This window comes from Kerstersia gyiorum (assembly GCF_048595715.1).
Classification (GTDB): domain Bacteria; phylum Pseudomonadota; class Gammaproteobacteria; order Burkholderiales; family Burkholderiaceae_B; genus Kerstersia; species Kerstersia gyiorum.
On sequence record NZ_CP169556.1, the window covers coordinates 2,674,157 to 2,688,380 of the forward strand.

11 protein-coding genes and 3 tRNA genes are annotated in these 14,224 nt (G+C 62.8%); 6 read left to right on the forward strand and 8 right to left on the reverse strand.

Annotated features, from left to right (window positions below; genetic code table 11):
• Nucleotides 1–91: 91 nt before the first annotated feature.
• Both ACEW7X_RS11650 and ligA read right to left on the reverse strand, forming a co-directional pair.
• Complete coding sequence (locus tag ACEW7X_RS11650) at nucleotides 92–814, reverse strand: alpha/beta fold hydrolase (RefSeq protein ID WP_068370312.1); 723 nt, start codon at nucleotides 812–814, stop codon at nucleotides 92–94.
• 103 nt (nucleotides 815–917) lie between these two features.
• Nucleotides 918–1,298 (reverse strand): protocatechuate 4,5-dioxygenase subunit alpha, encoded by a 381-nt coding sequence (ligA, locus tag ACEW7X_RS11655; protein WP_068370313.1) that lies wholly within the window; start codon nucleotides 1,296–1,298, stop codon nucleotides 918–920.
• A gap of 258 nt (nucleotides 1,299–1,556) precedes the next feature.
• Here ligA and ACEW7X_RS11660 point away from each other — a divergent pair, with 258 nt between their 5' ends.
• Nucleotides 1,557–2,873, forward strand: coding sequence for a LysR family transcriptional regulator (locus tag ACEW7X_RS11660; RefSeq protein WP_167731897.1), 1,317 nt, complete (start codon nucleotides 1,557–1,559; stop codon nucleotides 2,871–2,873).
• On the opposite strand, the gene ACEW7X_RS11665 is transcribed toward ACEW7X_RS11660, so the two are convergent.
• Together ACEW7X_RS11665 and ACEW7X_RS11670 are read right to left on the reverse strand one after the other, a co-directional pair.
• Nucleotides 2,839–3,564 carry a lipoate--protein ligase family protein gene (locus ACEW7X_RS11665; protein WP_372726442.1) on the reverse strand — a complete coding sequence of 242 codons (726 nt, stop codon included), beginning with the start codon at nucleotides 3,562–3,564 and terminating at the stop codon, nucleotides 2,839–2,841. The two genes, ACEW7X_RS11660 and ACEW7X_RS11665, sit on opposite strands and share 35 nt — an antisense overlap.
• A gap of 429 nt (nucleotides 3,565–3,993) precedes the next feature.
• Entirely contained in the window at nucleotides 3,994–4,560 is a 567-nt protein-coding gene (locus tag ACEW7X_RS11670; RefSeq protein ID WP_127774762.1) for a SecDF P1 head subdomain-containing protein, read from the reverse strand.
• 491 nt (nucleotides 4,561–5,051) lie between these two features.
• Between ACEW7X_RS11670 and ACEW7X_RS11675 the strand changes: the two genes are divergently transcribed.
• From ACEW7X_RS11675 to ACEW7X_RS11695, 5 genes are all read left to right on the forward strand, one after another.
• Nucleotides 5,052–6,455 carry a hypothetical protein gene (locus tag ACEW7X_RS11675; protein WP_134838668.1) on the forward strand — a complete coding sequence of 468 codons (1,404 nt, stop codon included), beginning with the start codon at nucleotides 5,052–5,054 and terminating at the stop codon, nucleotides 6,453–6,455.
• A gap of 359 nt (nucleotides 6,456–6,814) precedes the next feature.
• Nucleotides 6,815–7,972, forward strand: coding sequence for an ABC transporter substrate-binding protein (locus ACEW7X_RS11680; RefSeq protein ID WP_068370319.1), 1,158 nt, complete (start codon nucleotides 6,815–6,817; stop codon nucleotides 7,970–7,972).
• A gap of 68 nt (nucleotides 7,973–8,040) precedes the next feature.
• Nucleotides 8,041–8,796, forward strand: coding sequence for an aliphatic sulfonate ABC transporter permease SsuC (ssuC, locus tag ACEW7X_RS11685; RefSeq protein WP_420177928.1), 756 nt, complete (start codon nucleotides 8,041–8,043; stop codon nucleotides 8,794–8,796).
• Nucleotides 8,793–9,650 carry an ATP-binding cassette domain-containing protein gene (locus ACEW7X_RS11690; RefSeq protein ID WP_202969538.1) on the forward strand — a complete coding sequence of 286 codons (858 nt, stop codon included), beginning with the start codon at nucleotides 8,793–8,795 and terminating at the stop codon, nucleotides 9,648–9,650. The genes ssuC and ACEW7X_RS11690 overlap by 4 nt, the downstream gene beginning before the upstream one ends.
• 130 nt (nucleotides 9,651–9,780) lie before the next feature.
• On the forward strand, nucleotides 9,781–11,415 hold the full coding sequence (locus ACEW7X_RS11695; protein ID WP_130487778.1) for an FAD-binding protein: 1,635 nt from the start codon (nucleotides 9,781–9,783) through the stop codon (nucleotides 11,413–11,415).
• 128 nt (nucleotides 11,416–11,543) lie between these two features.
• Here the strand turns inward: ACEW7X_RS11695 and ACEW7X_RS11700 are convergent.
• From ACEW7X_RS11700 to ACEW7X_RS11715, 4 genes are all read right to left on the reverse strand, one after another.
• A tRNA-Arg gene (locus ACEW7X_RS11700) sits at nucleotides 11,544–11,620 on the reverse strand.
• Nucleotides 11,621–11,862: 242 nt separating this feature from the next.
• A complete protein-coding gene (locus ACEW7X_RS11705; RefSeq protein WP_127774767.1) occupies nucleotides 11,863–13,464 on the reverse strand; it encodes an inorganic phosphate transporter in 1,602 nt (533 codons plus the stop codon).
• Between the two features lie 328 nt (nucleotides 13,465–13,792).
• Nucleotides 13,793–13,869: transfer RNA gene (locus tag ACEW7X_RS11710), tRNA-Arg, on the reverse strand.
• Between the two features lie 241 nt (nucleotides 13,870–14,110).
• Nucleotides 14,111–14,203: transfer RNA gene (locus tag ACEW7X_RS11715), tRNA-Ser, on the reverse strand.
• Nucleotides 14,204–14,224 lie beyond the last annotated feature (21 nt).

The window sequence follows — 14,224 nt, forward strand, 5'->3', positions numbered from 1 at the left end:
ATTGTCTCCTCTGATTGTTTGGGGCGGGCCCGCCCTTCCTGGCGCCATTGCCTGGCCGCTCTCAGGTGCGTTCCCGCCCATCGGACCGGCTTCAAGCCTGGCCGTCATCCTCCAGCCAGGCGCGCAACATCCGCGTCACTGCCTGTGGCTGTTCCATGGTGCTCATGTGCCCGCTGTCTTCGATGACGACCAGGCGTGCGGCAGGACACTGCCGCTGCATTTCCTCATGGCGCGCGACCGGGCTCCAGGCATCCTGCCGCCCGCAGGACAGCAGCACCGGCACTTGCAGGCGCGCCAGAACGCCGCTGGCGTCCGGCCGCTCGATCAGCGCCTGCAACTGTGCGGCAAAAATATCTGGCGTCTTGCGTTCTATCATCGCCAGGATTTCCTCGAAGAGCGGCGTTTCCAGCCTGTCCTTGTGCACCATGCCTCGCGCCCATTCCCGGCCCATGGCGCGCATGCCTTGCGTACGTGCGATATGCAACAGCGCCATACGCCCCGCCACCTCTCGTTCGCCCGCAGCCCCTGATGCCAGCGAGTGCGTGCCGGTATCCAGCAAGGCCATACGCTCCACCCGCTCGGGCATCTGGCGAGCGATTTCCAACGCAACCCGCCCTCCCATCGAGTGACCTGCCACGGCAAAACCGCCTGCCGGCACGGCATCCAGCGCAAGGCTGGCCATGGCGCCAATCGAATCCGCGCAGCCATAGTCCGGTACCACGCAGTGGTAGGCCGACAAGGCCTCGCGCTGCTCGCGCCAGACCGTCTCATCGCACAACAGCCCCGGCAATAACAGCAAAACCGGTTTGCTCATGTTTTCCTGCTCCCTATCTTCTATTCGTTCATCGCCCGCATCCGCCAACAGGCGGGTCCGGGCGGCTCACTGCCACACCGCGCCCCCTTCCGAGCCAGCCGCTTCATGCCCCCTCGCCCTTGCCCGCTGGCGGACGGCCACCTGCCAGCATCATGTCGCGGTAGGCCTCCTCGCTCATGCCTGTCATGGTGGACACCATCTTCTGAACACTGACACCATCGGTTGCCCCCACCTTGACCAGGAAATAAATGCTGCCGCCCAGCGCGATGCAACGGTTCAGGTCACGCGCCAGCAGCGCCTGCTTCTGCTCTTCCGACATCGGCCATTCATCCAGGTAGACGCGTTCGTCGGACTTGAAGCGCTCTCGGTTGGCGGGCTGCATCAGACTCATGCAAAACTGATTCAACCAGTAGCCCTTGCGGGATTGATCGGCGTCGAACACCGTTGTCCCCGGCACGTCCAGATAAGGTTTATCCAAGGCCATGTCACCTCCTCGAGCGATTGCAAAGCAGCTATCAGTATCGGCAAACCAGGCCACCACCACCAATCAAAAAAAGCGCCTTTTCAATGTGTTTTACTTATATGCTGGAAAACACCTAGTCCTTCCAAAGAATCAAAAACAAGACTGTCATTAATAAAATCAAGCCAATGACAGGCATTCAACGACAGGCTTGCTGGCACAGAATCATGCATCCTGGTTATGCTGTGCCACAGGCCTGATTCCTTTTACGTTTCCCTGCCCATGCGCTCCGCCCCGCTTTCCCCCGCCAGCCAGGCAACACACGGCACGCCAACCCTGCTGCCGATGCTGCGCTCGCTGCGCGCCATGAGCGCCGTCGTGCAGCACGGCACCACCTTTGCCGCCGCCGAAGCCTGCCATGTTTCCCAGCCCGCCATCACTCGCGCCATTCAGCGCCTGGAGCGCGATTGCGGACTGGACCTCTTCTTGCGCACCGCGCGTGGCATGGCGCCCACCGAACCGGGCCGGCAAATGGCGGCGCGGGTCATGGCCTTGCTGGCATGCCTGCAGACTGGTGCCAGGGAAGCCCTGGCCAGCGACGCATCGAAGCGTGGGGGCGACGGCACGACGGGCCGGTTTGCGCGCAGCGTTACGCCCAGCCAGATCCAGGCGCTGCTCAGCGTGGCAGCCTGGGGCAGCGAATCGCGCGCGGCCCAGGCGCTGGGCATCTCCCAGCCCGCCATCCACGCCGCGCTGCAAGGACTGGAACGCCTGATCTCGGTGCGGCTGTTCTACAAACTGCCATCTGGCACCTGGCTCACGCCGCCAGGCGATGCGCTGTTGCTGCGCACCCGGCAGGCGCTGGCTGAACTGCGCGGCCTGGAAAGCGACCTGGCGGCCTGGCAAGGAGAAACCCGAGGCACGATAGTCATCGGCACGCTGCCACTGTCCGTGCCCATTTTCCTGCCGCACGCGATCCAGACCATCATGCAGGCGCACCCCGGCGTGCGAGTGGGCATCATTGACGGTACTTACGAAGACCTGCTGCAGCGCCTGCGCAGCGCCGATATCGACGTCATTGCCGGCGCGCTGCGGCGCGACCCGGTGGATGATGACATCCGCCAGATAGCGTTATTCGAAGATGATCTGGTCATTGTTGCGCGCCCGGACCATCCCTGCCTGCAGCAAGCCGGCCTGCAGCTGGACGACCTGACGCGCTGGCGCTGGGTCACGCCCCTGCCGGACACGCCTGCGGACCGCCTGCTGCGCCAGATATTCGCCGCGCAGGGCCTCGCGCCGCCCTCCGGGCGCCTGTATGCCAACAGCCCGATGATGACGCAGGCACTGGTGCAACAAACCGGGCACCTGGCCATCGCGTCGCGGGGTCAGGCACAAATCGAGGCCCGCCACGGAAACCTTTGCATTGTCCCGGTTGCAACGCCAGGCACCGGCAGGAAAATCGGGCTGGCCCTGCGCACGGCCACCCAGGCCTCGCCACAGCTCCATGCCCTGCTGCAGGCCTGCCAGGATGCCGTCGCGGCACCTGGCAGCCTGCCCGCTGCCCTCAGGGCAGATGGTTCAGCCAGGCCTCGCTGCTGAACTTGCCCTGCGCCAGGCTCTCCGCGGCAGCAAACTCTTCGGGTGTAATCTGCCCCGGCGTGCCGCCATTGAGCGCGGCGAAGGTCGCCTTCATGCGGGCGATGATCTGCTCGCGCGCCAGCCCGGTCTGGCTGCGCAAGGGGTCCACACGCTTGGCGGCGCTGGCAGTGCCTTTGTCGCTCAGCTTTTCCCGGCCGATGCGCAATACCTGGAGCATTTTGCCCGCATCCATGTCGTAGGCCATGGTCACGTGATGCAACACGGCACCATTGGCGAAACGTTTTTGCGCAGCACCACCAATCTTGCCCTGCGGGCTGGTAATGTCGTTGAGCGGTTTGTAGAACGCGGCAATGCCGAGTTCGTTGAGCGCCTTTAGCACCCAGTCGTCCAGAAAGGCATAGGATTCCGCGAAGCTCATGCCACGCACCAGTTCGCCTGGCGCATACAGGGAGTAGGTAATCGTCGAGCCGGGCTCCACGAACATCGCCCCCCCGCCCGTGATGCGACGCACCACATCCACGCCCAGGCGACGCGCAGCATCCCTATCCACTTCGTTTTTCAAGGATTGGAAGCAGCCGATGATGATGGCCGGATGGCTCCACTCCCAGAACCGCAGGGTCGGGGCGCGCTGCCCTGCCCCTACCGCCTGGCCCAGCACATCGTCGAGCGCCAGGTGCATGGCCGGCGACATCGGGCCGGCCTCGACCAATTGCCACTCGTAGTCACGCCAGCTGCGCTCCACGCCCAGCGCGCGGCGCACGGCGATGGCGACCGCTTCCGGACTGAAGCCAATCAAGGCTGCATCCGGCCGCAACCCACGGCGTATGGCTGCAGCCATGTCTTCCGCCGAAGCACTGACCGGCAGTCCGTTGAGTGACTGCCGTATATCGGCCAGCGCCTCCGGCGGCTCGAGGAAAAAATCCCCGGCGACACTGACGTCGCGCAAGCAGCCCGCTTCCACCTCCAGATCGACCACTACCAGCTTGCCGCCGTGAACCTTGTACTCACCATGCATGGAAAAACCTCTATCGCAACACGACAGCACCCGGCTGCCATGCCGGACGGCAGCCGGGTGCAAAACCGGCCCGGCCACGATGGCCAGGCCGATCATCCTTCAGGCTCAGTTCGCGCCCTGGCGCAGCAATTCGACCACAGCCTGCGCATCTTCCGCGCTGCGCATGGGCACATGCACAGCCGGTCGCTCATAGGACGATGCCACCTGCGGAACAGCGACGATCTGGTCATTGATCGTCAGCACCAGGTAATTGCCTGCCGCCTGGCGACTGATGGATTCCAGCTTCTGCGCACCCTGCTCATTGAAATCGAAGCGCAGGAAAACCTGGCCCTGCTGGCTTTGCAGGGGAACGATCTGCTGCAGGTCAGCCTGGGTAAAAACGGGCTGCGGCAAGGCATACACGCTGGTCTCGGGATTGAGCTGAATCTGCACCAGGTCATCCGCCGGCTGCGGTTGCGCAAGAAAGAAACGAATGGCGGGCGCGGTATTCGCAGCAGCCTGCTGCTGCGTCAGCTGCGCCTGTTGTGTTTGTTCCTGGCCTTGCTGCTGTGCCTGCTGCGCGGCCTGGGATTCGCTTTCCGGCTGGCGCGGCACCGTGTTCTGGCAAGCCGCCAGGCTCACGGCACCTGCCAACATCAGCCAAGGAAACAAAGGTCGCGTGGAAAATTTCATGTCTTGCTGGCCCCAATAAAGAGAATTGAAAACAGGTTGTGAAAACTGCACGGCCATACCTTGCCACGGCTGCCGCGCGACTTCCAGACGGCCTTACATCTTCACACATAACGTATTATCCACTTTTACCTGAAATAAATTGGCATCACAGGCCAGTACACACCTCGACCGCCCGCCTCCCACGGCGGCTGACGACGCTTGTGCATGTGTTTGCAACATTGCGCTAGCACCAGGGAAACGACGTTCCTGCCGCCAGGCTTCTATTTCCGCCGCAATCCGCCCTGCCGCCCGCTTCCCCCTCGGGATTGCCCGTAGCATTCTGATACTATCGCGCTCCCCGCGCCCAGCATGCGCGCACCAGGCCTGCCTTCTAAAATCGCGCATGCATGGCGCACACCGCGTTTCCAGCGCCTGGTTCGTGTTCCGGACACAGCGCAACTGGCCGGGCCATGCCGCACAGGGCCGAGCCTGAATCATTCCTACGAGGATCTATGAAACTCTCCACTCCGCTTGCAGCAATCGCCGGTGCGATCGTCGCGGGTTCCGCTGTATTTTTCTACTTCCAGCAACACCAGTCCCAACAACCGGCCGCCACGCCGCTGACTGTTGGCAAGCAAGTCTCGGGAGAACTGTCCAGCAAGAGCCTGCTGAACTATAGCGACGGCGTTCGTAGCGCTCTGTTCAGCCTGAACGCGGAAAAAGACCAGTTGTTCCGCATCATCGTCACTGGCGCCCTGCGCCCGCAGATCAGCGTGCTGCGTGACGGCAACCTGGTTTCGCGCCTGAACAACCCGTGCGACGACTGCTCCGGCTCGAACCGTAATAACAAGACGGTACTGGGTTTCAAGACCGAAGCCAATGGCACCTACAACATCGCGGTCAGCGGCATGGACGCCAGCGCCTACGGCCCGTTCCAGGTGGAAGTGGAAAAACTCCAGCCGTATTCCGGCGAGCCCGTCACCGCCGGCCAGAACGTTACGGACTGGGGTACTGGCAAGGTGCTGGAATACCGCCTGAACATTACCGAAGAAGGCATCTACCGCATCGACATGCGTGCGTCGCAACAGGGCCTGGACCCTTATCTGGTGCTGCGCGACAGTGCCGGCAACGACCTGTTCAGCGACGACGACAGCGGCGGCAACCTGGATGCGCGCCTGCAAGTGGCACTGAAACCCGGCAGCTATACCATCGTGGCCGACTCCGCCATGGAAACCAGCCAGTTCCAGGGCGGCTTCACGATTGATGTCGAACGCCTGCCGATGCCCGAAGGCGAGCTCCTGGCGCCGAATGCCGCCCTGCAGCTCAACGGCCCCTCAGGGACAGCAGTTTATGCAGGCGAGGAACAACAGTACTCGTTCCGCCTCAACGAACCCGCCCTCGTCACCGTGGAAATGAGCGCCCAAGGCTTCCAGGCCGACGTGGCGATCAGCGCCGATACCGGCAACGTGCGCGGCAGCAGCAGCGGCCAGCGCAACCGGGTTCGCAGCGTCCTGCAGCCGGGTACTTATTACGTCAACATCGGCGGCGGCACGCAAAGCGGCCCCTACACCCTGGCCGTCAAGACCCAGGCGGTACCCGAAAATGCCGGCGGCGGCACCCTGAAGGTAGGCGAACCACGTGCGGCACTACTGCTGGGCGGCAACGAAGCCGATAGCTACACGCTGCAGATCACTCAGGGTGGCACCTATGCCATCACCATGCGTGCCCCGGACTCCGACAGCTACCTGACGCTGCTGCAGGACGGTTCGACGCTGGCAGAAGACGATGACAGCGCCGGCAACATGGATGCGCAGATCGTCACCGAACTGGCGCCCGGCACTTACGAGGTCCAGTCCCGCACCCTGGGCGACGGCGACCGCGACCGCCGCTATACCATTTCGGCCCAGCGCCGTTGATGTTTCGTCCTGGCCGCCAACGCGGCCAGGACGAAACTGCCCTTGCGGCCATCAGATACCTGAGCGCATCCACGCGCTGCGGCCCATCCAGGCCGGCCCGCATCGGGCCGGCCTTTTTCGTTCCAGCCCGGCGCTCACACGCCCGACCTGCGCCACCAGACGGCCACCCACCGGTCTCCTGTCTGGTACCAAAAAGCCAAGAGCCCCCCGCCGCTGCGGCTTTGCCCCATTAGCAAATAAATAATCCTTCGTTCGGCCACGGGCGCCATATTTCTAGAATTCATTCCACGGCAGCAAAAGTCCGCCGGCGCCTCCGGCGTCTGTTGCGACGCGCCGCGTTTCTCTAGAAAGCATCCGCCATGACTCTGAATATTTTTACGCAGGCTCCCTCATTTTCCCTGCTGCAGGCGCTCCCCGGGGCCTGGGCACGAACCAGCCTGCGCCTGTTGGCCAGTGCCGTACTGGCCAGCACGCTGGCCGCCTGTGACAGCAACACCCCCGCCGCCAATACAGCGGGCGGCAGCAATTCGGCCAGTGCGCCGGCCGCCCCCACCGGCCAGTCCGGCACCACGGCAACGCCTCCGGCAGGCGCCGGCACGGCAACGGCTGCCCAAGCTGCGGCAGGCGACTACACCTTGCGCCTGGGCTATATCGGACCGGGCCAGAGCATAGGCGGCCCGGTAGGCTGGGCACTGGAAAAAGGCCTGCTGGCCGACGCCATCAAGGGGCTGGGTTTCAACCAGATCACCCAGCACATTTTCCCCAATGGCCCCGACCTCAATGAAGCGCTGCTGAGTGGCAAGCTGGATGTCGGCATCTATGGCGACACGCCCGCGCTGTTCGCCCGCTCCAGCGGCGGCGCCACCCGCCTGCTGGGGTTCAACGGCATTGCCAGCGATGCATGGCTGGTCGTACCCGCCAATGGCGTCGACACACCGGCCGAGCTGGCTGGCAAGCGCGTGGGCCTGCCACGCGGCTCCTATCTGCATCGCTACTTCGCCGGTCTGAAAGACCAGGGCGTCATCAAGGATGTCGAAGAAGTCCACCTGTTCCCGCGCGACGCCCAGCCCGCGCTGGAACGAGGCGACATCGCAGCCTATACCGCCCCGACGGGCCTGGGCCCGCAGCTCAAGGCGCAAGGCCTGAAAGTCATCGACCAGGCCAGCCAGCACGGCCTGGAAGGCAACTCGGTGATCGTCGCCAGCGAAAACTTCCTCAAGGCTCACCCCGGGTTCGCCGCGGCTTTCGACCACGCGCGCGAACAAGGCGCCCGCGACCTGCATGCCAACCCCGACGCTTACTACACCTACTACCTGACCACCACGGCCTTCAGCGAGCCGGTAGTGCGTGAATCCTGGCCAGTCAGCTCGTTCAACATCGACGCCTTCCCGCAACAAGGCCTGGATCTGCTGGAAGGCACGAAAGCCTTCCTGCTTTCCAACGGTCTGGCCAAGGAGGATTTCTCGATTGCCGACTGGCAATGGCATGAACCCGCCCAACAGGAAGGCGCAAAGTGAGCCGGACCGGCCGTGCGTCCCTGGCTCCGTCTGCCACCGCACCGCTGCGCGCGGTCTGGTGGCAGGCCATGCCTTGGCTGATCCCGATACTGACCATCATCGTCTGGCACTATGCCTCCACGCGCGGGCTGGTGTCGGCGCGGCTGTTTCCGCCCCCACTCGAAGTCCTGCACACGTTCGTGCGTCTGTTCATGAGCGGCGAACTCTGGCACCACGTGGGCGTGAGCTTCGCACGCGCGGCGGCAGGCTTCACGCTGGGCACCGCGCTGGGCCTGGGGCTGGGCCTGCTGACCGGCCTGTCGCGCACAGGCGAGCGCCTGCTCGATACCACGCTGCAAATGCTGCGCAACATTCCCTCACTGGCGCTGGTGCCGCTCGCCATCATGTGGTTCGGCATCGACGAGACCACCCGCATTTTCCTGATCACTTTCGCCGCCCTGTTCCCGGTCTATCTGAATACCTACCATGGCATCCGTTCGCTGGACAGCGGCCTGATCGAAATGGCGCGCAACTACGGCCTGAGCGGCTGGCGGCTCTTGCGCTATGTGGTGCTGCCGGGCGCTGTGCCTTCCATTCTGGTTGGCGTGCGCTACGCACTAGGCGTGTCCTGGATCGTGCTGATCGTCGCTGAAACCATTTCCGCCAAGTCCGGGGTCGGCTATATGGCCATGACTGCCCGGGAATTCCTGCAGACCGACATCGTCGTGCTGTCCATCATCATCTATGCCTTGCTGGGCAAGAGTTCCGATTGGGCGGCACGCCTGCTGGAACGGCGCTGGCTGAAATGGCATCCATCCTATCAATTGGCGGAGGCCCGGCCATGAGCAGCCAACCTGCATTTTTTCCTTCGTTCTGGCGCCGCCTGCTGCCGCACTCGGCCAGCGCTGAACCCCAGGCAGAGACCGGTGCAGCCCGCGCCCCCCGGCAACCAGCCTACGACCGAACAGCCGCCGCTGCTGGCCAGGGACTGGCGCTATCCATCCGCGGCCTGGAAAAATCCTTTGGTTCGCAGGCGGTCATCCGCACGCTGGACCTGGAGGTCGGCGCTGGGCAGTTCCTGGCTATCGTCGGCCGTTCAGGTTGTGGCAAGTCCACGCTGCTGCGTGCATTGGCCAGTCTGGAAACCGCTGATGGCGGCCAGTTGCAGGCCGATGGCGGCAGCCTGCGCGCCCAGGCGCGCAATATCCGCATGATGTTCCAGGATTCGCGCCTGCTGCCCTGGCTTTCCGTGCTCGACAACATCGGCCTGGGTCTGCGCGGCGACTGGCGCCCGCGCGCCCGGGCAGCGCTGGAAGAAGTGGGGCTGACCGAACACGCAGGCAAATGGCCCGCGCAATTGTCCGGCGGCCAGCGCCAGCGCGTCGCGCTGGCACGGGCATTGATCCATCGTCCTCGCTTGCTGCTGCTCGATGAACCCCTGGGCGCCCTGGATGCACTGACCCGCCTGGAAATGCAGGCGCTGGTGGAAAAAATCTGGCAAACCCACGCCTTCACCGTGCTGCTGGTCACGCACGAAGTCGAAGAAGCCGTCGCGCTGGGCGATCGTGTCGTGCTCATGGATGGCGGCCAGGTTGCGCTGGACCTCGCCGTTCCGCTGCCCCGGCCGCGGGCCCGGGGCAACCCCGCGTTCGTCGCCCTGCGTGAAACCGTGCTGGACCGCGTGCTGCAAAAAACCTGACACCCCGGCGCAACGGCATCTCTGCCACGGCGGCAGCCAGCACCACCGGAGCCGCCCCGGCCCCGGCCGTCGGAATGCCAGAGCGGCATTCCGACGGCCTTTTCCAAATTTTCTGTTTTCCCCTATCGCCATGGCTTCCTACCCCAGCAGTAACCTCGTCCGCCCCGGTTCCCACGACCATGAATACAGCGCCGACATTCTTGTCATTGGCGGCAGTGTCGCAGGCTGCTGGGCAGCACTGAGCGCGCGCACGGCCGGCGCCAGCGTCATCCTTGCGGAAAAAGGCGTGGTCGGCGAAGCCGGCGTCGTGGCCAAGGCCAGCGGCAGCGCCTGCTACACCCGGCCGGGAGAAACCGCCTACAACGACAAGCTGATCCACTCGCGCCATGCGGCTGCCTGCGGCCTCGACGACCTCGCCTATATCGAAAAAGTCTACGAAGAAAGCTACCGCATCGGCCTGCAACTCAAGGCACTGGGTTTTCAGTCGGCCTATGGCCTGCCGACGCTGGATGGCAGCCCGCCCAGCCTGCTGGCATTCCAGGGCCCGTATGCCCTGCTGTTCCTGCGCGAACAACTGCTGCAGGCCGGCGTGCAGATACTTGACCACAGCCCGGCGCTGGAATTGCTGGGTCATGAGGGCGCGGTTGCGGGTGCGGCAGGCTACAACACTGAAGACGGGCAAAGCTGGAGCGTACGTGCCGGCGCCGTCATCCTGGCCACGGGCGGCAACGCCTTTCTATCCGGCGCCATGGGCACCGAAGGCACGACTGGTGACGGCCACCTGATGGCAGCCGAGGCTGGAGCCAATTTTTCCGGCCTGGAGTTCAGCGGGCACTACGGTATTTCACCGAAAGGCAGCCCCACTACCAAGGGTTTCTGGTACAGCAGCGCCACCTTCTACGACGGCAATGGCCGCGAGCTGCCAGCCAATGGCTGGGAATCCGTCGCCGATGTCGGCCGTGCCATCATCGAAACCGGCGGGGCCTACGCCAGCATGAACCGGGGCAACCCGCACCTCAAGGCCTTTGCCAAGACAGTCAGCAGCATCTACGAGCACTTCCGTACCATCGGCGTAGACCCGTTCACCGAACGCTTTCCTCTGGAACTGCGCTACGAAGGCCTGATCCGCGCTGCCGGCGGGCTGACGACCGACGAACGCTCTGCCACCAGCGTGCCAGGGCTGTATGCCGCCGGCGATGTCACGGAGCGCACCCATTTGTGCGGTGCTGCCATGAGCGGCGCCGGACCGGCCATTGCCTGGTGCCTGGTATCGGCCAAATGGGCGGCCCAGGCCGCCGTAGCGGCGGCGCAACCCGCCCCGGCCCCACAGCAGGCCCTGCATGGCCTGGGCGGAATCGGCCTGCGGCCACGCGGTGCAGCCAGCAATGCCCCCAGCGCAGCCATCCGCCAGGGTGTCCAGGCGGAAATCCTGCCCATCGAAAAAAATGTTTTCCGCAACCTGGGCGGCATTCGCGCCTCCCTCGACAAGCTGGAAACGCTCTGGGACCAGGCCAGCGCAGGGCTGGCCCCCAATGCCGACCAAAGCCCGCGCCACGCCCGCGAAACCGCTGCCATGCTGGCGGGCGCACGCTGGATCTACCGCAGCGCCAGCGAACGCCGCGAAACCCGGGGCATGCACCGTTTGCAGGAACTGCCGCATGCCGACCCGGCACAGCAGGACCGCATCATCATCACCGGGTTGGACGACATCCGCCTGCAACGCATCCCCGTCACGCAAGCCGCGCCGTCCACGCAGGCAGCCTGAGCGGTTCGTGCACAGGACATGATCGGCGCTGCCGGCCATGCCCTGTTTTTCGCTAGGAAACCAGCAGCCACAGCCAAACAGCCATAACGAAAAGGGGCTTACAGTTTTCACTGTAAGCCCCTCTGAATTGGCGCGCCCGGCAGGATTCGAACCCACGACCCCTTGGTTCGTAGCCAAGTACTCTATCCAACTGAGCTACGGGCGCATTCTGTCTTGTGCTTCCTTGCGGACCGGCTTTTTTGAAAGCCAGATGAGCAACAAGTGCAGAGAAAGAAATATAGCATGTATTTTTCTATTCATGCAAGCAGAAAAATAAATGCCCACAGATACACCTAGCCTGTAACACGTCCCTGCCCCGCTGGCACACCGGCGCACAATACGAAAAAGCCGTGGCATCCCCGGCTTTTTCCTGCATTTCCGCGTGTTCAGGCCAGTCAGCGGCCAGATTCAGAAAATGCTGTTGAGCGCCACGAAAATAATGGAGCTGAGGATGGCTGCCGCAGGCAGGGTGATGATCCAGGCCATGGCGATCGGCTTCATCAGGCCCCAGTTGGTCTGGCGATTGGCCAGGCCAATGCCCAGTACGGCCCCGATGAGGATATGCGTGCTGGAAACCGGCATGCCCATCAGGGACGCCATCATCACCACCACGGCTGCCGCCAGCTCGGCAGAGAAGCCAGAGGCCGGGTGCATTTTGGTCAGGTTGGTGCCCACCGTGGCAATCACTTCCTTGCCGATGAACCACAGGCCCACCACCAGCGCCACGCCGAACGTAATCATGGCTTCCGCCGGAATGGCCGCCGATTCGCCGATGGAACCCGTACGCATGACATCCAGGATGGCGGCAAACGGACCGATGGCATTCGAGATGTCGTTGGAGCCATGGCTGAACGCAAACGCCGCTGCCGTGAACAGCTGCATCCAGCTGAACATCATGAAGGTCGATTTGCTCAGGGACTTGCGCTTGAGCGTCTTGGCAAAGATAAAGGTCGCCATCCAAACAAAGGCGCCGATCATGCCGATCAGCACATACATGTGCAGCGACGACAGCCCCAGGTTGGCGTTCTTCAGTCCTTTGAAGAGCAGCATGGATGCAATGACTATGGCGCCGATGGCGGCAATAAACGGCACGCCATTTTCCAGCGCGCGGTAGGCTCGGATTTCTTCCTTGCGCTGCTCGAACTGGTGCAGGCCACGGTAGTAGTCCGACTGCAGATGTTCCGGCTCGAACTCCTCGTCTTCCATCAGTTGCGCGTCCTGCTCCAGCAGGCGGCTATAGGAAGCTTTCTGGATATCCGTCAGACTTTCGAACGCTTCCTTGTGCTGTTTCTTGTAATCACGGCGCGCACGGCGATTTTCACGCAGCTGGGCGTCCGCCGTCTCGTTGTAGTTAAGCACATGGCGCTTGACCTGCGCATAGAGCAGGTACGACATCACGCCGCCAAGCAGGGGCGACACCACCCAGGACAGCGCAATCGTGCCGATCTTGTCCCACTGCACCAGATCCAGCGCGGCGCTGCCACCGCTCAGCATGAAGCCCAGCGTGATGGAACTGCCCACGATAGCGCCGACAATGGAGTGCGTCGTCGATACCGGGTAGCCTTTCTTGGAGGCATACAGCAACCAGATCGCCGCTGCACATAGCGCCGACATCATGATGTGCACCAGTTGCAGCGGTTCCAGATGCATCGCCGACATATCGACAATGCCGCCGCGGATGGTCGCGGTGACCTCCCCGCCCGCCAGGACTGCACCGCTGACTTCGAACACGGCGGCAATCAGCAGCGCCTGTTTGACCGTCAGGGTCCGTGCCCCGACACTGGTTCCAAACGAGTTGGCGACGTCATTGCCGCCAATATTGAAGGCCATGAAGACCCCGAACAGGATCGCCAGGATCAACAGTACGGGGTGATTGAAGTGGGTGTAGCCCAGGGCCCAATAGACAAAGTAGCCAGAGACGCTGACCAGCAGTACGGCAAAAAACAAGCTGATGCGCCAAGACCCCGCAGTGTCGTCGACGGGCTTGGCATGCAGTGGAGATGCACTCATGAGAAGTTATTCTGTTTCCAACTCACCACCCAAAACCGCAGTGACCGGCAAATCCGGCCCACGGCTAACAGCAGTTCTCATCCCGGAAGCCCAGGCTGATGTGGTCGATTGAACTGCCATCAAAAAATGACAGGAATTTGACCATGCTTTTCGCCAAATAGGGAGATCACGTACGCGAGTATCGCAAGTAGACGACAGAAAAAAGCGCAAGGGGTGCCCAAAAAGGTGCGCATCCCGGGAAATTCCGGTATGGGGACGGAGACAGTCCGGCACCGTGCACAGGCAACGAAAAAGGGGTCTACAGTTTTCACTGTAGACCCCTCTGAATTGGCGCGCCCGGCAGGATTCGAACCCACGACCCCTTGGTTCGTAGCCAAGTACTCTATCCAACTGAGCTACGGGCGCATTCTGATTTTTCCATTACCTGCCCTTGCTGTAAGGACGGCGCGAAAAACGCAGAAGCAGAAATATAGCACGCTCTCGTTTTAAATAGCAAGCCTATTTTTACAGATTTTTTTCATGCCATCGGCGATGCCGCCGGCCCTGCTCCTGACGCCGCGCATGGCACTGACAAGCTGCCATCCACACCACTGTAAAACGAGCGGGCAGAAAAAAGCCCTTGATGTCTCAAGGGCTTAGTTCTAACTGGCGGAGACGGAGGGATTCGAACCCTCGATACGGGTATAAGCCGTATGCTCCCTTAGCAGGGGAGTACCTTCAACCACTCGGCCACGTCTCCGTGAAACCGTAATTCTAGCAC